This is a genomic window from Ruegeria sp. N11 (genome assembly GCF_056531525.1).
Map to the genome: position 1 here is coordinate 108,715 of NZ_JBQFLX010000007.1, position 18,705 is coordinate 127,419.

Annotated in this window: 12 protein-coding genes; 4 read left to right on the forward strand and 8 right to left on the reverse strand. The window is 60.2% G+C overall.

The genetic code is table 11. The annotated features are described in order from the left end of the window. Positions 1-20 precede the first annotated feature (20 nt). The 3 genes from ACR0J8_RS09450 to puuE all read right to left on the reverse strand — a co-directional run bounded on the left by ACR0J8_RS09450 (position 21) and on the right by puuE (position 3,412). A complete protein-coding gene (locus ACR0J8_RS09450; protein ID WP_321251414.1) occupies positions 21-1,448 on the reverse strand; it encodes a nucleobase:cation symporter-2 family protein in 1,428 nt (475 codons plus the stop codon). A gap of 63 nt (positions 1,449-1,511) precedes the next feature. Further along, positions 1,512-1,997 (reverse strand): ureidoglycolate lyase, encoded by a 486-nt coding sequence (locus tag ACR0J8_RS09455; protein WP_480524868.1) that lies wholly within the window; start codon positions 1,995-1,997, stop codon positions 1,512-1,514. Beyond that, entirely contained in the window at positions 1,994-3,412 is a 1,419-nt protein-coding gene (puuE, locus tag ACR0J8_RS09460) for an allantoinase PuuE (protein WP_480524870.1), read from the reverse strand. The genes ACR0J8_RS09455 and puuE overlap by 4 nt, the downstream gene beginning before the upstream one ends. A 169-nt stretch (positions 3,413-3,581) precedes the next feature. Here puuE and uraH point away from each other — a divergent pair, with 169 nt between their 5' ends. Then, on the forward strand, positions 3,582-3,938 hold the full coding sequence (gene uraH / locus ACR0J8_RS09465) for a hydroxyisourate hydrolase (RefSeq protein WP_170678585.1): 357 nt from the start codon (positions 3,582-3,584) through the stop codon (positions 3,936-3,938). A 212-nt stretch (positions 3,939-4,150) separates the two neighbouring features. Here the strand turns inward: uraH and ACR0J8_RS09470 are convergent, their stop codons facing one another. Then, on the reverse strand, positions 4,151-5,071 hold the full coding sequence (locus ACR0J8_RS09470; protein ID WP_480524872.1) for a LysR family transcriptional regulator: 921 nt from the start codon (positions 5,069-5,071) through the stop codon (positions 4,151-4,153). Positions 5,072-5,167: 96 nt separating this feature from the next. Between ACR0J8_RS09470 and ACR0J8_RS09475 the strand changes: the two genes are divergently transcribed. The 3 genes from ACR0J8_RS09475 to ACR0J8_RS09485 all read left to right on the forward strand — a co-directional run bounded on the left by ACR0J8_RS09475 (position 5,168) and on the right by ACR0J8_RS09485 (position 12,426). Continuing rightward, the gene (locus ACR0J8_RS09475; RefSeq protein WP_480524873.1) at positions 5,168-6,391 is read left to right on the forward strand and encodes a urate hydroxylase PuuD; all 1,224 of its coding nucleotides are present in this window, start codon (positions 5,168-5,170) and stop codon (positions 6,389-6,391) included. A 147-nt stretch (positions 6,392-6,538) separates the two neighbouring features. Then, positions 6,539-8,344, forward strand: coding sequence for an autotransporter assembly complex protein TamA (locus ACR0J8_RS09480; protein WP_480524875.1), 1,806 nt, complete (start codon positions 6,539-6,541; stop codon positions 8,342-8,344). Further along, positions 8,341-12,426 carry a translocation/assembly module TamB domain-containing protein gene (locus ACR0J8_RS09485; protein WP_480889845.1) on the forward strand — a complete coding sequence of 1,362 codons (4,086 nt, stop codon included), beginning with the start codon at positions 8,341-8,343 and terminating at the stop codon, positions 12,424-12,426. The genes ACR0J8_RS09480 and ACR0J8_RS09485 overlap by 4 nt, the downstream gene beginning before the upstream one ends. A gap of 225 nt (positions 12,427-12,651) precedes the next feature. On the opposite strand, the gene fdhF is transcribed toward ACR0J8_RS09485, so the two are convergent. The 4 genes from fdhF to ACR0J8_RS09505 form a co-directional block, all read right to left on the reverse strand. After that, positions 12,652-15,435 carry a formate dehydrogenase subunit alpha gene (gene fdhF, locus ACR0J8_RS09490; RefSeq protein WP_480524878.1) on the reverse strand — a complete coding sequence of 928 codons (2,784 nt, stop codon included), beginning with the start codon at positions 15,433-15,435 and terminating at the stop codon, positions 12,652-12,654. Positions 15,436-15,448: 13 nt separating this feature from the next. Then, entirely contained in the window at positions 15,449-17,152 is a 1,704-nt protein-coding gene (locus ACR0J8_RS09495) for an NAD(P)H-dependent oxidoreductase subunit E (protein WP_480524880.1), read from the reverse strand. A gap of 85 nt (positions 17,153-17,237) precedes the next feature. After that, positions 17,238-18,119, reverse strand: a complete 882-nt coding sequence (locus ACR0J8_RS09500; protein ID WP_480889848.1) for a LysR family transcriptional regulator — start codon at positions 18,117-18,119, stop codon at positions 17,238-17,240. Positions 18,120-18,194: 75 nt separating this feature from the next. Beyond that, a complete protein-coding gene (locus tag ACR0J8_RS09505) occupies positions 18,195-18,704 on the reverse strand; it encodes an N-acetyltransferase family protein (protein WP_480889851.1) in 510 nt (169 codons plus the stop codon). Position 18,705 lies beyond the last annotated feature (1 nt).

Consider the following 18,705-nt stretch of genomic DNA (forward strand, 5'->3'; position numbering starts at 1 on the left):
GGCGGGCTGCGATTCACGGATCAGTCGTGGGGCAAGCTGCCCGAGCCATGCCCGGCCATTCCGCCTGACACCTCTTCGGTGGCCTCTTCCGCCAGTTCTTCGGGCAGGATCAGATTCAGCGCAATTGCGATGACCGCAGCAGGCAAAAGCCCACTTTTCATCAAGATGCCCAAAGTTTCCGGCAAGTGCTGGACCGCATCCGGTTCCAATTGCAGCCCAAACCCGATGGACAACGAGATGGCAAAGATCACCATGTTGCGCCGGTTCCAGTCCACATCGGACAACATGGATATACCGGCGGCCACAACCATCCCGAACATGACGATCACACCGCCGCCCAGCACTTCGATCGGAACGGTGCGGATGATGGCCCCGACTTTGGGGACCAGTCCGCACAGGATCAGAAACAGCGCACCGATGGTCACGACATTTCGGCTCATGACGCCGGTCATGGCGATCAGCCCGACATTCTGGCTGAACGACGTGTTGGGCAGTCCGCCGAACACTCCGGCAACCGCCGAGCCAAAACCATCCGCATAGGTTGCACCGGCAATCTCCTTGTCGGTGGCTTCACGCCCGGCACCGCCCTTGGTCACACCGGACACATCGCCCACGGTTTCGATGGCCGAAACAAAGGCCATCAGACAGAACCCGATCACGGCAGCGAACGAAAACTCGAACCCGTATTTGAACGGCATCGGCAATGCGAAGGCCGAGGCGCGGCTCCAGCTTGAACCGATTGCCTCAAATGTCACCATGCCAACCATCAGCGCGTATACGTAGCCGGCAGCCAGACCGATCAGCACCGCCGAAACCGACAGCATCCCGCGCGTAAAGAACTTGAGCGCAAGGGTCACGAAGATCACGACCAGAGCCGCCGACCAGTTCAGGGCCGAGCCGTACTCCGGCGTGCCAATCGCCGGAACGCCGCCAGCCGCGTATTGAATACCTACCTTGACCAGCGCCAGACCGATCATGGTTACGACCAGCCCCGTCACCAGAGGCGGCAGCGCAAACCGGATCTTGCCGATCACCGCCCCGAGGCTGGCGTGAAACAGGCCACCGATCAGAACGCCGCCGAACAGGGCAGCCAGCCCATCGACGCCCTTACCGGCCACAAGCGGGATCATGATGGGCAGAAAGGCAAAGCTTGTTCCCTGAACGATGGGCAAGGCCGCCCCGACCGGACCAAGTGTCACCGTCTGCAGCAGGGTTGCGACCCCGGCAAACAGCATGGACATCTGGATCAGATAAAGTAGCTCCGGGAAATCGGGCGAGTTTGATCCAAATCCGAATCCCGCCGCGCCCGCGACGATGATCGCGGGCGTCACATTGGACACGAACATCGCCAGAACGTGCTGTATCCCAAGGGGAACCGCCTTGTGTAATGCGGGTGTATAGTTCGGATCCCGAAGCTGTTCGGGCGTACCGATCGAAGTGTCGGCCATGAGTACTGTCCTCCCTGTCAGATTTCATGGGGGTCTTACCGCTTATCCTGCGGCTTCAACTGGCTACGGCACGACCTGATAGGGCGTGTCGAACCAGAATTCTTCAAGATTTGCGCCTGCGCCGATCCTGTCGACGACGGCAAACAGGCCGGGGGCGTGGAGCGGCGTCAGGACCCCGTGCCAGGTGCCGCGATGGTAATTCACCGCCTGCCCCGGCCGGGTCACAAAAGCCAGCGGTCGCCCGGGCTTGCCATCCGCGTCCGGCGCGACGATCACCAGAAAGGGCTGGCGGGTCATCGGGATAAAGGCCTGACTGCCCTCGGGGTGCCGTTCGACCATGTCGAACGTATAGGGCAGTGCCCGTGGATTGGCGTTAAACAGGCTGATCCCGGCGCGCCCTGCGGCAAAATCCAGAGTTGCCCGGTCATGATACCGACCACATTGGCCCTGATTTATGATCTTGTCCGGCTCACCCGCAACGTCGATCACATCGCCGTATGGGGCAAACGCATCAGCGGTCAGCGGCTGAACACTGATCCGATTGCTCATGACGGCAGCACATCCCGCAGGCGGAATTCGGCGATCCGTTCGACTTGTCGACAGGCTTCCGCAAATTCAGTGTCCCGGTCCTGCCCGATCCGCCGTTTGAACGCTTCCAGAATCGATGCCTTGTCGTGATCCCGAACCGCGATGATGAACGGAAATCCGAATTTGTCCGTGTAGGTCTGATTCAGATCCGTGAAAGTCGCACGTTCATCGTCGGTCAACGCATCCAGCCCGGCCGAGGCCTGCTCGGTCGTGCTTTCCTGGGTCAGACGCTTGGCCTGCGCAAGCTTGCCCGCGAGATCGGGATGCGCTGTCAGCACGCCAAGCCTTTCCGTTTCAGTGGCCGAGCGGAACATGCGGGCCAGGGCATTGTGCAGGCCGCCCGCCGTGTCATGCGCCGGACCCAGTTCCAGATCAAAAGCGCGCTCGGCGATCCAGGCTGAGTGTTCGAAAATGCCGCCATAGCTGGCCACAAAGTCCTCCCGGCTCAACTCGGTCGGCCTTGCGCGCGGTATGGGTGGGTAATGCGCGGCCCAGTGTTCTGCGATCTGCAGGCGCGTGGCGAACCACACATCCGAAAACCCGCGCGCGTAATCCAGGAACCGTTTAAGGGCCATCACCCGACCCGGACGCCCGATCAACCGGCAATGCAGGCCAATCGACAGCATTTTTGGCGCCCCGGCCCCGCCTTCGGCGTAGAGCGCATCAAAGCTGTCCTTGAGGTAGGAGAAGAACTGGTCGCCTGAATTGAACCCTTGCGGCGTTGCAAAGCGCATATCGTTGCAGTCCAGAGTGTAAGGCACAATCAACTGATGCCGATCACCGAACCGAACCCAGTACGGCAGGTCATCGGCATAGGTATCCGCGACATAGGCCATCACGCCTTCTTCTGCCGCCAGCCTAACTGTGTTTTCCGAACACCGACCGGTGTACCAGCCGCGCGGGCGCTCGCCCACGACTTCGGTATGCAGGCGCACGGCTTCGGCAATCTGGGCCCGTTCCTCGGCCTCGGGCATGTCCTTGTGTTCCACCCATTTCAATCCGTGGCTCGCGATTTCCCACCCGGCCGACTTCATCGCGGCCACCTGATCGGGTGAGCGGGCCAGTGCGGTGGCGACCCCGTAAACCGTGATCGGCAAATCTTTCATCAATCGGTGCAAGCGCCAGAACCCGGCCCGTGATCCGTATTCATAGATCGATTCCATGTTCCAGTGACGTTGCCCTGGCCATTGCGCAGCGCCGACGATCTCGGACAGGAAGGCCTCGGACGCGCTGTCGCCGTGCAATACGCAGTTCTCGCCGCCCTCTTCGTAGTTGAGCACAATCTGCACCGCGATCCTTGCACCACCGGGCCAATTGGCATTGGGCGGGGTGGCTCCGTATCCGATCATATCGCGGGGGTAACGAGGGGGCTGCATGTCGTCTTCCGTTCCGGGTTTAACTTCCTGATTAATGCAATAGCCTAAAAATTCGTATCCGATTATCAAATCAATCCGAACGCTGTTTCCGGTTGTTTCGGCATTTCCACCATTTTGATGTTTGCGCCACACTGTGGCAAACCCGATGAAACAGTCAAAGGAGATCACTGTGGCAGGCTACCTGACAACCCATGTTCTGGACACGGCGCGCGGGTGCCCGGCGGAAGGTCTGAAAATTGCACTGTATCAGGTGTCGGGAAACTCCCATCGCAAACTGGTCGAGATGGAGACAAATTCCGACGGGCGCACCAACAGCCCCATCCTGCCGCAGGAAGACTTTGAAACCGGAACTTACGAGCTGATCTTTTTTGCCGGTGACTACCTGCGCGCAACCGGGCAGGCGGCAGAGGATCCGCTGTTTCTGGACCAGGTTCCCATTCGGTTCGGCATGTCCGATGCCGAGGCACATTATCACGTACCGCTGCTGCTTTCCCCCTACGGGTATTCGACCTACCGGGGAAGCTGACCGCTTTCCGCGCGCCTCCCAGCCGTCGTCGACCCTTTCAGGGCCGTCTTCCGTTGGGCCGGGCACTGCCCCTTGCAGGTGCAGCGCGGATTAGCCCTGAAAAACTGTTACCCGACTTGATAGGGGTCGCAACCGCGCCGCGGCCTTGCCGCGGCGCCGGGCCCAACGCTGTGCCGCGCCTGCAAGGCGCAAACGGCGGCGGGAGCTTCGGCTCAACCCTTCGCTTGCGAGCTGCGCACGACCTTACCGATACGCGAGATCATGAAATCCATAAACAACCGCGCCTTGGGGTCCTGATGGCGGCGATGGGTATAGAGGCATGCCATCTGCACAGGCACCGGCGGCGTCTGCGTCGCAACGGCCACCAAACGGCCCGCTTTCAGATGCTCCGCCACTTCAAAGGCGGGTTTCATCGCAATCCCCTGCCCGGACAACGCCCAATCGGTCAAAACATCGCCGTCATCGCATTCGAAGCGACCTGATACAGCGTATCGCTTCGGGCCCTCGGGTGTTTCCAGCAGCCATTGGAACTCTGTCGCGCCGGGGAAACGAAGGTTCAGACATTCATGCTTGTCCGAAACCAGGTCCGCGCCGGTCTGCGGCATGCCCCTGCGTTCCACGTAATCCGGCGCGGCGCATAGAACCCGCTGGCAATCCGCGATCTTTCTGATCCGCAGGGTGCTGTCCTCTGGCTGGCCAATGAAAAATGCCAGATCCAGGCCCTCGGTGGTCAGATCAACCGACCTGTCCGTCAGCCGCAGGCGCACGTCAATCTCCGGGTATTCAGACAGAAAATCAGGCACATGCGGAGCCAGCAACCGGCGGCCAACCCCCAACGGCGCCGCAACGAATAGCGATCCCCTTGGCGCTTCGGTCAGATGGACAACCTGCGCCTCGGCCTCATCCACCGCATCCAGAACCGCGACCGCGCCGGGATAAAAGGCGCGACCCTGTTCGGTCGGACTGAGGTTTCGCGTGGTGCGTTGAAACAGACGCACGCCCAGATGATCCTCAAGCTGCGAAATCCGGGCCGAGGTTACGGCAGGGGAGATCCGCAGGTCTCGACCCGCAGCGGACATGCTGCCCAGATCATAGACACGGACAAAGGTACGGATGTTCTCGAGATAGGACATCTTATCGATTTTTTTGATACAGTTTGACAATATACGGGAATACCGAAGAAAATCCCTTTTGCCTAGTGTGACGGCAAGCAATCGGAGACTTCTTGCATGTATGACCTCGCCGTGTTCTGGGACTGGATAGCCTTTGCTGTGCGCTGGCTGCACGTGATCACTGCCATCGCGTGGATCGGATCATCCTTTTATTTCATAGCGTTGGATCTTGGGCTGAACCGCGACATCCCCGGCCCCGCCGATGGCGAGGAATGGCAGGTGCATGGTGGTGGCTTCTACCACATTCAGAAATACCTGGTCGCGCCCGAGCGGATGCCGGACCACCTGACCTGGTTCAAATGGGAAAGCTATGCGACCTGGCTCAGCGGGGCGGCGCTTTTGATGATCGTCTATTGGGTCGGCGGCGAGTTGTATCTGATCGACGCGCAAAAGGCCGATCTGGCGCTGTGGCAGGGGATTTTGATCTCGGCCGCCTCGCTGACCGTGGGCTGGCTGGCCTATGACTACCTGTGCAAATCAGGTCTTGGCGAACGCCCCACCCTTTTGATGGTACTGCTGTTCGTGCTGCTGGTGGCAATGGGTTGGGGGTACAACCAGATCTTCACCGGCCGTGCAATGATGCTGCATCTGGGGGCCTTCACGGCCACAATCATGACGGCGAACGTGTTCTTCATAATCATGCCCAACCAGCGCATCGTGGTGGATGACCTGAAGAACGGGCGCACACCGGACCCGAAATACGGCAAAATCGCCAAGCTGCGGTCCACGCACAACAACTACCTGACGCTGCCGGTCGTGTTCCTGATGCTGTCGAATCACTATCCGCTGGCCTTTGCGACCGAATACAACTGGATCATCGCGGCGCTGGTCTTTCTGATGGGTGTCACCATCCGGCACTATTTCAACACCCGCCATGCCCGTGCCGGTAATCCGACCTGGACCTGGCTGGTCACCGCCCTGCTGTTCATCGCCATCATGTGGCTGTCGACCGCGCCGATGTACAAGCCGCTGGAAGAGGCCGAAGCGCAGCCGCTGACGCCTTATGAACAAAAATTCGCCGCCGCAGACGGGTTCGAAGAGGCGCATGACATCGTGCTGGGCCGCTGCTCCATGTGCCACGCTCGCGAACCGGTCTGGGAGGGTATCCTGTGGGCACCCAAGGGCGTGCTATTGGAAACCGAAGGCGACATCGCAAGAAACGCAAAGCAGATCTATCTGCAGGCAGGCGTCAGTCATGCGATGCCGCCTGCAAATGTCACCTTCATGGAGCCCGAGGACCGCGACGCCCTGATCCGCTGGTTCCGCAATGCGGGTCTTTGACCCCACAAAAGATTGCCACAAATCGCAATTCGCACGTCATTTCCCTTTTCCTGCACCCCATCAGATGGTCTAACATGAAGTCGAACAGCCGCCGAACCGTACAAGGCGGCCAAAGTGATTTCGAGTTGGGGCAGTTGGAGCCATTTGATGCAGGGAAGAAGGCCGCGCGCCATTCTTAAGTGCTGGCTGTTTGGCGTTGTCGTGGCCATCGCGCCGACCACATTGGCGGCGCTGGAAACCACGTTGACGGCGCCCGGAGCGCCGAAAGAAGTGGTGGACCGCCTCAAGGAAAACTCTTCGGTAACAACAGCCAAATCGCGCGGGCTGGACACTCCGCTGGAAATTCTGTCCGCGGCTCTTTCGGATTACCGCACCATCGTCCAGATCCTGTATGACGAGGGGTATTTCAGCCCGGTCGTCAGCATCAAACTGGATGGACAGGAAGCGGCCGATCTCAGTTCGCTGAGCGTTCCAAGCCAGATCAAGCGCGCTGTCATCACTGTGAACACGGGCCCGGTCTTTACATTCGGAACAGCGCTTGTGCAGCCGTTGGCCCCGCTGACCGTATTGCCGCAGGAATTTGCCACCGGCAAACGTGCGACAACAGGCGCGATCCAGCAGGCCACGTCCACAGGTGTTCAGGCATGGAAAGACGCTGGGCACGCAAAGGCGGACGTTGCTGGACAAAAGGTCGTCGCCCGGCACAAACAATCCAAGCTGGATGCCGAGATCGATCTGGCGCCCGGCCCGCGCCTGACATTCGGAAGGATGTTCATCGACGGCGACACCACCGTGCGGCACAGATCGATAGAAAAGATCGCTGGATTTCCCACGGGCGAAGTCTACTCCCCGCAAAAAGTTCAGAAAGTCGGAACCCGTCTGCGCCGCACCGGGACGTTCAATGTTGTCTCGATCAAGGAGCGGGAAAAACCCAACCCTGATGGCTCGCTGGATTTTGATGCCACGTTCGAGGATCTGCCCCCGCGTCGCATAACACTCGGGGGCGAGCTTGCCTCGCGCGATGGTCTTGATCTGACCGCGACATGGACCCATCGAAATGTGTTCAGGCGCGCGCAGCGGCTGAGGTTCGAGGCCGCGATCCGCAACATTGGCGGGGCCGAGAATATCGATGGGCGGATTGGCCTGCGACTGGATCAGCCAGACAGGCTGGGCCCCGACGACAGCACCTTTTGGAGCGCCCTGCTGGAGCGGCGCGACACCGAAAACTACAACGTTACCGTGGCCTCAGTGGCATATGGTGCGAGGCGCACCTTCTCGGACCAGCTTTATGCCGAGGCATCAGCAGGGTTCCAGTATTCGGATGCGGATGATGCCTACGGCTCCGGGCGCAAATTCAGGTATTTCATCCTCCCCTTCCGGTCGGAATGGGACCAGCGCGACAGCAAGGTCAGCGCCACGCGGGGGTTCTATCTTGATGCGAATGCCATGCCTTTTGCCGGACTGTCCGAGACCGAGTCCGGCCTGCGCATTTTTGTGGACGGGCGCGGCTATACCAGTTTCGGAACCGGCGGCAGGCTGGTGCTGGCCGGCCGCGTGCAGCTGGGGTCGGTTCTGGGGCCGTCACCGGACGGGGTGACACCGGATTTTCTGTTCTTCTCGGGCGGCGCGGGAACCGTGCGCGGACAACCTTTTGAAAGCCTCGGCATCCCGGTGGGAACCGGCGTGGCGGGCGGCAAGTCCTTTCTCGGCCTGTCCGGAGAGGTACGCGGCAAGGTCACCGACTCACTGTCTCTGGTCGGGTTCTACGACTATGGCACGGTCGACACGTCATCCTTCATCGGCAGCGGTGCCGAGTATCATGCCGGTGCCGGTATCGGTGCCAGATACGATCTAGGTGGGTTCGGCCCGTTGCGCGTTGATCTGGCATGGCCGGTTCAGGGCGACACCGGCAGCGGGTTGCAGTTCTATATCGGGATTGGACAGGCATTTTGATCCGGCGGCTTTCATATCCGGTGCTGATCGGCGCGGTGCTGATCACATCGCCCGTGACCGCGCAGGAAGATGGCGGCGGCAGCATGCTGGAGAATTTCCTGCAGGACACCTTGTCCGGCGACGACCAGAACGTCCGGGTCAAGGGCCTTCAGGGCGCGCTGAGTTCACGGGCGACCATCGAAGAAATCACCGTGGCCGATGACGAAGGCGTCTGGCTGACCATCAAGGATGCAGTGCTGGACTGGAACCGGCTTGCATTGATCCGCGGCCGTTTTTCGGTCAACGCCCTGACTGCGCAGGAAATCGACATCGCCCGCGCGCCTGGGGCAACCACCAAGGACACCCCCGCGCCTTCGGCTGAAACCAAGCCGTTTCAGCTGCCTGAATTGCCCGTTGCCATCCAAATCAGCGAAATCCGGGTAGACGAGCTGTCGCTGGGCCAACCCCTGATCGGGGTCGCGGCCGAGCTCGCCGTGAACGGAAATCTGTCGCTGGCAGACGGCACGCTGGATACCAAACTGGATGTCACGCGACTGGACCAGGCCGGCGACCAGATCAGCCTGTCCGCCGGGTTTGAGAACGCGAGCAGTGAAATCCGTCTGGACCTGAAAGTGGTCGAGGATTCGGGCGGGCTGATCTCGACGGCGCTGAAGATACCCGACAGCCCACCGATCGGTCTGACCGCCACCGGGTCAGGTCCCCTTACGGATTTCACAGCGGATATCGGCCTGAGCAGTGACAACCAGCAGCGTGTCGCAGGACAGGTCCGGTTGCGGTCGGCCACGGAGGCAGGTGGCGCGTCAAGTGACGGCATCGCCTTTACAACCGATCTGAAAGGCGACCTGACGCCATTTCTGGCGCAAAACATGGACACGTTCTTTGGCCCTGACACGCGTCTGTTTGTCGATGGCCGGACGCAGCCGGACGGCGCGCTGGACATTTCCGATCTCGAGTTTTCCTCGCAGGCGCTGAAGCTGAAGGGAGAGCTGCAGCTTGCCCCTGGCGGTGTACTGCAACTGGCGGCCCTGCAAGGGCGGATAACTCCACCGGATGGCGAAACTGTCGTGCTGCCAGTCTCAGGCGGTCAAACATCTATCGAAGCGGCTCAGATTTCAGCGCTGTTCGATCAGAAGAACGGCAACCTCTGGGATTTGAGCCTGACAACCAACGCTTTCAAATCGCCGCAAATCGGGTTGCAGCGGGCACAGATCACCGGCCAGGGAACACTGGAACAAGGTGCATCCTTACAATTCGAAGGTGACATTCAAGCCGCGCTGGACGGGATCGATCTGGCCGATGCCGGGCTGAACGCGGCACTGGGCGATCGCATCACACTGGACGGATTGTTCAGCTACGGCAGCGATCAGTCGTTGACCCTGTCGGGTGTGGAACTGGTGGGTTCAGACTATACGCTTGGGGCAGACGCATTGATAAGCGGTTTGGCCGGCGGTCTGACGATTGACGGAACGGCGACCCTGGACGCAACGGACCTGTCCCGGTTCTCGGAACTGGCCAAGCTTGATCTGGGCGGACAGGTCTCGGCCCGGGTCGAGGGAAACGGATCACCGCTGGAAGGCAGCTTTGACGGCAAGCTGAACGTCGAGGCCCGCGATCTGTTGACGGGCCGGGACGATATCGATCCGGTGATTGCCGGCGAAACGACCATTCTGGTGGATGCAAAGCGCGACACGGACGGCGTCACCATCCGTGACCTCACAGTAAACGGCGAAACCTTGCAGGCGGCTGCGAGCGGTGAGGTCACGACACCGAACGGAAACCTGACCATCGACGGTCAGGCCAGCGTCAACGCGCAGGATCTTTCCGTCTTTTCGGGTCTGGCAAAGCGCGAACTGAGCGGCGCAGTTCAGGCCACCCTCGACGGTCAGGGAACCGCGCAAACGCTGGAGTTTGACGGAACGGCCAGCGTAATCGGACAAGACATCACAACCGGACTTTCGGACATCGACCCGCTTTTGACCGGTCGGACCACTATTGAGTGGGATGGCGCCCGGACCGCCGACAAAATTGATATCCGTAACGCCACGGTAAACGGCACCGCACTGAACGCGCAGGTCTCGGCGATTGTGCAGGATCCGACAGGGGATCTGTCCGTTGACGGACAGGCGCAATTGAACGCGCCGGATCTGTCGCTGTTCTCCGGCCTGGCCAAACGCGATCTGGCGGGTTCGGTGCGGGCCGACGCCAATGGGACCGCCGCGCTGGCCAACCGGACTTTTGACATCAAGGGCGATCTGGATGCACGCGACATCCAGACCGGCATCGAAGCGCTGGACAAACTGATTCAGGGCCGCACGACTTTGACGGTGGACGCCGAGAAAACCGAGGAAACCGTCGATATCCGGGCATTCCGTCTGCAGGGAACGGCCTTGTCCGCGGACGCGTCCGGTGAACTAAACCGCGAAAACGGGGGGCTGACCTTCAACGTCAGACTGGATGATCTGGCCAGGTTGGCGAATACCCTTTCCGGTCCTTTGACCCTGACCGGCAATGTAGCACCCGATGGATCAGGTCTGGAAGGCACCGTCAGCCTGCAAGGCCCTGACAGCTCCTATGCCAGTCTGGACGGCAATGTTGGACTGGACGGAAACGCCGATCTGGAATTTGACGCGCGATTCAACAAAATCGAGCGGTTTGTGCCCGAGTTTCCGGGGACTATTGCGGCCAAGGGTACGGCAAAACGCGACAACGGCGTCTGGACCGTCAGCGCCAAGGCCGATGGACCTGCGGAAATCAGCGGCGATGTCTCGGGGACATTTAGCGAGACCACCGGTCAGGCCGACCTGACCGCGCAAGGTGGTTTGAACCTGGGCATCGCCAATGTGTTTATCACACCCAACAAGATCGATGGTCAGGCGCGGTTTGATCTTGCTTTGAACGGCGCGCCGTCACTGGCGGCCTTAAGCGGAACGGTTACAACCTCCGGTACAGCTCTGGCCATTCCCGCGGCTGGACAGACCGTGACGGGGATCAGCGGTTCGGTCGACCTGGCGCAAAGCCGCGCTACCGTCGCGCTGAACGGCGGGATGCAGGCTGGCGGGTCCTTTACGGTCAACGGCCCAATAGACCTGACGCCACCCTTCAATGCCAACATCACGACCGTTCTCAACAGCCTCGTGCTGACTGACAGGCTGCTATATGAAACGACGCTGAACGGCCAGATCGCCATGACCGGCGCTTTGGCGGGCAACAGCTCGATCGCCGGGCAGATCACATTCGACGAGACCAACATCAACCTCGCCGCAGCATCCGGCGCGGTGGGCGCGGCACCCATCCCCAACATCACGCATGTGAACGAAAGCGCGGCCGGTTTCCTGACCCGGGAACGCGCGCAGCTAGTCGTGACCGGGGACAAAGCCAAAAGCGATTCCCGGATTGCGCTGGACGTCAGCCTGCTGGCCCCCAAAGCCGTGTTTGTGCGCGGCCGCGGTGTAAACGCTGAACTTGGGGGCAGAATCAATATCGGTGGAACCACGGCATCCATCGTGCCGTCCGGTCAGATTGAGCTGATCCGGGGCAACTTCGACATTCTGGGGCGCAGGCTGGCGCTGACCAAGGGTGTCGTGACACTTCAGGGCGATCTGACACCCTATATCGAGTTCGAATCCTCAACCAGCACATCGGACGGCACCGCCACGATTGAAATTGCGGGGCCATTGGATGCGCCTCAGGTCGACATATTTTCCGACCCTGAACGCCCTGCGGAAGAGGCCCTGGCGATATTGTTGTTCGGCAATCGCTTTTCCGAACTTTCACCCTTTGTGATCGCGCAAATGGCGGCGTCGCTGGCGCAACTCAGCGGTGCAGGCGGGGACGCAACCAAAGGGCTGCGCGATGCGACGGGCGTGGATACCGTCGATATTGGCGCCTCGGAGGGCGGTGCGGGCCGTCTGGGCGCAGGTGCTTATCTGAGCGACAACCTCTACACTGATTTCACGGTCAACACTGAAGGCGACACCGAAGTGAACCTGAATCTGGATGTCACCGACAGTTTCACCGTGCGTGGCACGGTCGACGGGCGTGGTGAAACAGGTTTGGGTGTCTTTTTCGAACGCGACTACTAGGGCCAGTTGCGGTTCCAGAACCATCGGGACAGGTGTGTAAGATTGTTTTGTCCTGTACCAAAGCGCGTTTTTTGTCTGCCTGCCTAGCTCTCTGGCGAATGCGGCGCGTTGAGGCGCAACTGACGCTGCACAGTTTTGGACAGGCATGACCGGCACAGGATGGTGTGAAACGCGAAAGGGCGGCTCTGATCAGAACCGCCCCTGAATTTTTGTCGTGCGCGGCGCCTACTCCGCTGCGATGGCATCCCCGATCTTTTCAACGCGAATGGCCGAGAATTTAAACTCGGGGATTTTCCCATAGGGGTCGATCGCCGAGTTGGTCAGAATGTTCGCCGCCGCTTCGACATAGGCAAACGGAATGAAGACCATGTCTTCAGCGATCGCCCGATCGGCTCGAACCATGATGTCTATCGTCCCGCGCCGGGTGGTCAGCCGGATCATCTCACCCGGTTCGATCCCCATCAGCTTGAGCGTGCGGGGGTTCATCGAACAGTTCGCTTCCGGCTCAACAGCGTCGAGAACATTAGAACGGCGGGTCATCGACCCGGTGTGCCAGTGTTCCAACTGACGGCCGGTGGTGGCGATCATCGGGTACTCGTCATCCGGCGCTTCATCCGGCGGGATGACGCTGGCCGGAGTGAACCGGGCTCGGCCATCCGCGCGCGGGAATCCGTCACCGAACACAATCGCCTGCCCCGGATCGGTCTCGCTGAGCGACGGATAGGTGATGGTTTCGGTCTCAAGCCTCTCCCACGTGATGTTGTCAAGCGACGCCATGGTCAGCTTCATTTCATGGAACACCTGAGACACGTCCGTGTAATCCCAGTTCAGCCCGATCCGCTGCGCCAGATCGACGGTGATCTTCCAGTCCTCGCGCGCCTCGCCCGGAGGTGTCACAGCAGGCCGCACCCGCTGCACCTGACGGTTGGTGTTCGACACAGTGCCGTTCTTTTCATACAGCGCCGAGGCGGGCAGGATGATGTCAGCATAGTTCGCCGTTTCGGTCAGGAAGATGTCCTGCACGATCATCAGGTCCAGCTTGGCCAGCGCGTCACGCGCGTGATTCACATCCGGGTCGGACATGGCCGGGTTTTCGCCCAGAATATACATGCCCTTGATGTTGCGCGCATAAATCTGGTCGATGATCTCGGTAACGGTCAGGCCCTTCTCGTTCGAGAAGTCGTCCGAGTTCCAGACCTCGTTGAACTTGGCGCGAATGCCATCGTCCGTCACGGTCTGGTAATCCGGCAGGAACATCGGGATCAGGCCCGCATCGGATGCACCCTGCACGTTGTTCTGACCGCGCAGCGGGTGCAGACCCGCGCCGGGTTTACCGACGTTGCCGGTCATCAGAGCCAACGAGATCAGGCAGCGAGAGTTGTCTGTGCCGTGGATGTGCTGGCTGACGCCCATGCCCCAGAAGATCAGGCCGGCCTTGGCCTGCGCAAAGGTGCGCGCGACACGGCGCAGCTGATCGGGCTCGATGCCGCAAATCGGCGACATCGCCTCGGGCGTGAACTGGCGCAAATGCTCTTTCTCGGCTTCCCAGTTCTCGGTCCAGCGGTGGATGTACTGGCTGTCATACAGCTCTTCCTCGACGATCACGTTCATGATCGCGTTCAGCATCGAAACATCAGCACCCGGACGGAACTGCAGCATTTCGTCTGCGAACTTGCGCATACCAACGCCGCGCGGGTCCATCACGATCAGCTTGCCGCCGCGCTTGGCGAACTGCTTGAAGTAGGTTGCCGCAACCGGGTGGTTCTCGATCGGGTTCGAACCGATGATGATCGCCACATCCGCGTTTTCGATCTCGTTGAAGGTCGCGGTCACAGCACCTGAACCAACATTCTCGATCAGCGCCGCAACGGAGGACGCGTGGCACAATCGGGTGCAGTGGTCGACGTTGTTGTGTTTGAAACCCTGGCGGATGAATTTCTGGAACAGATAGGCTTCTTCATTGGTGCATTTGGCCGAACCAAAGCCTGCAACGCTGCGCGGGTCTTCGTCGCGAAGCGCCTTCAACTTGGTGGCGGCAAGATCCATCGCCTCTTCCCAAGTCGCTTCGCGGAAATGGGTACTTAGATCGCCGGGATCGACGTTCAGGCCCTTCTCGGGGGCGTCTTCGCGGCGGATCAGCGGCTTGGTCAGACGGTGCGGGTGGTGGATGTAGTCAAAGCCGAACCGCCCTTTGACGCACAAACGGCCTTCGTTTGCCGGGCCGTTGATGCCCTCGACATACTTGACCTTACCGTCCTTGACCTTCAGCGAGACTTTACAGCCCACACCGCAGAACGGGCAGACGCTTTCGGTTTCGCTATCGTAGTCTTTACTGTCGCCGTGCTGCTGATCGTCCAGCACGGTCGCGGGCATCAGCGCCCCGGTTGGGCAGGCCTGAACGCATTCGCCACACGCCACACAGGTCGACGCGCCCATCGGGTCGTTCTGATCGAACACTACCTGCGCCGTATGGCCACGACCGGCCATGCCGATCACGTCATTCACCTGCACTTCGCGACAGGCCCGGACGCAGAGGTTGCAGTTGATGCAGGCGTCCAGATTGACGCGCATCGCAACGTGGCTGTCATCCAGCAGCGGGATTTTCTCGGCCTCTTTCGCAGGGAAACGGCTGTCGCTGACATCGTTCAGCTTGGCCATGTCCCAGAAATGGCTGGAGGTATCGTGCGCTTCCTCGGGCTGGTCGGCCACCAGCAGTTCCATGACCATGGCGCGTGACTTCTCGGCACGTTCGCTGTCGGTCTTGACCACCATACCGTCCGCTGCGGGACGGATGCACGAGGCGACCAGAGTGCGCTCGCCTTCCACCTCGACCATACAGGCGCGGCAGTTGCCGTCCGGACGATAGCCTGGCTGCGGCTTGTGGCACAGGTGCGGGATAGTGAATCCCTGCCCCTTGGCGGCTTCCCAGATGGTCCAGCCCTCGGGCACGGTGACGTCTTCGCCGTTCAGGTTGAAGGTGACGGTCTTGTTTGGGCTTGCATCAAGCATGGCTCTGTCTCCCTCAGATTTCGTCAGCGAAATGTTTCATGACCAGGCGGATCGGGTTCGGGGCCGCTTGCCCCAGACCGCAGATGGACGCGTCGCCCATGACCTGGCACAGATCTTCGAGCAGGTCCTGATCCCACTTGTCGGCCTGCATCAACTTCACCGCCTTTTCACAGCCGGCCCGGCAGGGCGTACACTGACCGCAGCTTTCGTCTTCGAAAAACCGCAGCATGTTCAGTGCCGCATCGCGCGCAGTGTCCTGATCGGACAGAACCACCACAGCGGCAGACCCGATGAAGGTGCCCAGCGGCTGCAGTGTGTCAAAGTCGAGCGGGACGTCGTCGATACTGGAGGGGAGAAGACCTGACGACGGCCCGCCCGGTTGATACGCCTTGAACGCATGACCTTCGGCCATGCCGCCGGCGGCATCAATCACGTCAAGAATGGTCGAACCCGCGGGCAGCAGGTAAACACCCGGCTTCGCAACCCGGCCCGAGACCGAATAGCTGCGCAAGCCCTTGCGGCCATTCTTTTCAACTGAATTCAGAATCTGCGGCCCCTCGCGGCAGATCTTCGAGACCCAATAGAGCGTCTCAACATTGTGCACGAGCGTTGGGCGGTTAAAGACCCCAACCTGCGCCACGAACGGAGGACGGTGACGCGGCAGGCCCTTCTTGCCCTCAATCGACTCGATCATCGCGGATTCTTCACCGCAGATGTATGCGCCAGCACCGCGGCGAAGATCGATATAGCCTGTTTCGACGATCCCGGCCTGTTCCAGCGCGGCAATCTCGCGGGCCAGGATTTCCAGTACCGCCGGATACTCGTCGCGCATGTAGATAAAGCAGGTCTCGGCCTCGACCGCCCAGGCGGCGATCAGCATGCCCTCAAGAAAGACATGCGGCGCACGCTCCAGATAGTAGCGGTCCTTGAAGGTGCCGGGTTCGCCCTCGTCGCCGTTCACGGCCAGATAGCGTGTGCCCTCGTTCATTCGAACAAAGCCCCACTTTTTGCCGGATGGGAAGCCAGCACCACCCAGGCCGCGCAGGCCCGAGGACAGGATGTCTTCCTGCACCTTCTCCCAGTCACCACCGTCGCGCAGCTCTTTCAGCTTGGCGTAGCCGCCATTGGCCTCATAGGCGGCAAAGGTCTCATAGTCGGGCAGATGGGCGTGAGTGTCGCCCACAGCAATCGCAGCCTGCACCTTTTCGGGGGTCGCATGGTCGATATGGTTGTGGCCAATCTCAAGTACCGGAGCGGTATCACAACGGCCCATACAAGGCGCACGCACCACACGCACCTCTGCCGGGTCCAGACCGTCTTCCAGCGCCTTCTGCAGCAGCTGGGCACCGGCCATTTCGCAGGACAGAGAATCACAGACACGGATCGTGAGCGCAGGCGGAGGGGTCTCGCCTTCTTTCACAACGTCGAAATGGGCGTAGAAGGTCGCCGTCTCATAAATCTCGGCCTGTCCGATCCGCATCTCAACTGCAAGCGCGGCAATGTGATCGGCGCTGATATGGCCGTGTTCGTCCTGAATCAAATGCAGAAATTCGATCAGCAGGTCGCGGCGGCGCGAGCGGTCGCCCAGCAGGCGATGAATTTCCGCCTGCGCCTCATCCGTGAACTGACGGCCTTTGGGCGTGTGCCGCCCTTTGCCTTTACCTGACTTCCAGACGCCCTTGGGTGCGCCTGATGGCTTGGTGTCTAATGGTGCCATGATGCCCTCCGATTGAGGCTCCGTGTCTCATCAGAATAGCATATCGTCAAATCGCCAAATTCAATCGCACGATAACGACAGTTTATCACCGTAAAGACGTCACTACGGCACGCAAAGCCTCGACCGTTGGCAATTCCGGGTCACGACTGAGGGTCGCCAGACAAATCGGTTTGCTGACAACGGGATCGACCAAGGGCAGCACTTTGGTTCCCTTCAGATCACCCAACGCCCGGATCAGAACGCGAGGAACAACCGTAGCTGCCAGCCCCTCGCGCGCCATCACCATCGATGCGGTAAAGCCACTGGTTTCGGCGACGACGTGGGGATGCAGGCCCTGTTCGGCGAAAATCCGGTCTAGAATACGTCGGTTCTGCATCTGCGGCTCCAGAAGGCTGATCGGAAATTCAGCCACCCGAGCCCATGGAATAGGGCCGGTTTCCTCGGTCATGTGGGACGGGACCAGCAGCACATAGGTTTCTTCATAAAGCGGCTGCACCTGCCGTAAGTCAGTGCCGATACTGTCGCCATAGGTGATGCCTGCATCCAGACTGCCTTCGTCCAGCCGGTGCTGAATGGCCGAGGCCGACATGGTTTCGATCCGTGTGACAACACGTGGATGCGCCTGATGCAGTCGCTTGACCAGCCGTCCCGTAAAGGCAATCGCGGTTGGGATCACGCCCAGAATCAACGTGCCCGTAATCTCACCCCGCGCGGCCAGCACCTGCTGTTCCAGCGCCTTGGCGTCATCGAGGATACGCCGCGCGCGGCGGACGATCATCTCGCCCTCTTCGGTCAGGCCCTGAAACCGGTTGGCCCGGCGGACAATTGAAACGCCCAGCCGATCTTCGAGATTGCGGATGCGCATGGAAAACGCGGGTTGAGAAATCCCACATTCCTCGGCCGCCTTGGCGAAATGGCGTTGCCGCGCCAGAGCGCTGAGCAATTGCAGGTCGCGGATTTCGATCATGTGGCGGCGCCCAAAGTCTGGAGAGAGGCCCAGATTAGCGGTATTTTCAACAGGGGAAAGAGCCTGATGAAAACCTCAGCTCAGGCGCAGGGCGTAAACGTTGTTCAAATATCCCTCATCCCCAATATGGAATAAGGTCTCGCCGATCTGTTCAAACCCCTGAGCAAGGTAAAACGCAATGGCCGGGTCGTTTTCTGCGTTTGTCGTCAGCCAGACCAGACCGGCCCTATGGTCATGGCAGCACTGGAGCGCCGCTTTCAGCAAATGTTTACCTATGCCTTTCCCATGATGGCGCGGCTGAACGTAGAAGGTCGAGATTTCCATGCCCGACCAGCCGACAATAGGCGCGTTGCGCTCCGATGACAGGCGGATGAACCCGTCGATCCCCTCATCATTGTCAGACACCAGAATGAACTCATTCGGGTCGCGGATAAGCTGTCCGATTTTGGACGGCGTGAATTCCTGCAAAGCAAAGTCGGCAAATTTCGAATTCACCCCGCGCTTGAGGTAGGTACCGATCCACACCTCAATCGAGATTGCCGCGATCCTGGACGCATCCGAAATTTCCGCCTTGCGCAGTGTCAAT

Bases quoted from the DNA above. Each gene is read 5' to 3' on its own strand.
- ACR0J8_RS09450 (WP_321251414.1), bottom strand. From the start codon at position 1,448: ATGGCCGACACTTCGATCGGTACGCCCGAACAGCTTCGGGATCCGAAC.
- ACR0J8_RS09455 (WP_480524868.1), bottom strand. From the start codon at position 1,997: ATGAGCAATCGGATCAGTGTTCAGCCGCTGACCGCTGATGCGTTTGCC.
- puuE (WP_480524870.1), bottom strand. From the start codon at position 3,412: ATGCAGCCCCCTCGTTACCCCCGCGATATGATCGGATACGGAGCCACC.
- ACR0J8_RS09470 (WP_480524872.1), bottom strand. From the start codon at position 5,071: ATGTCCTATCTCGAGAACATCCGTACCTTTGTCCGTGTCTATGATCTG.
- ACR0J8_RS09475 (WP_480524873.1), top strand. From the start codon at position 5,168: ATGTATGACCTCGCCGTGTTCTGGGACTGGATAGCCTTTGCTGTGCGC.
- ACR0J8_RS09480 (WP_480524875.1), top strand. From the start codon at position 6,539: ATGCAGGGAAGAAGGCCGCGCGCCATTCTTAAGTGCTGGCTGTTTGGC.
- fdhF (WP_480524878.1), bottom strand. From the start codon at position 15,435: ATGCTTGATGCAAGCCCAAACAAGACCGTCACCTTCAACCTGAACGGC.
- ACR0J8_RS09495 (WP_480524880.1), bottom strand. From the start codon at position 17,152: ATGGCACCATTAGACACCAAGCCATCAGGCGCACCCAAGGGCGTCTGG.
- ACR0J8_RS09500 (WP_480889848.1), bottom strand. From the start codon at position 18,119: ATGATCGAAATCCGCGACCTGCAATTGCTCAGCGCTCTGGCGCGGCAA.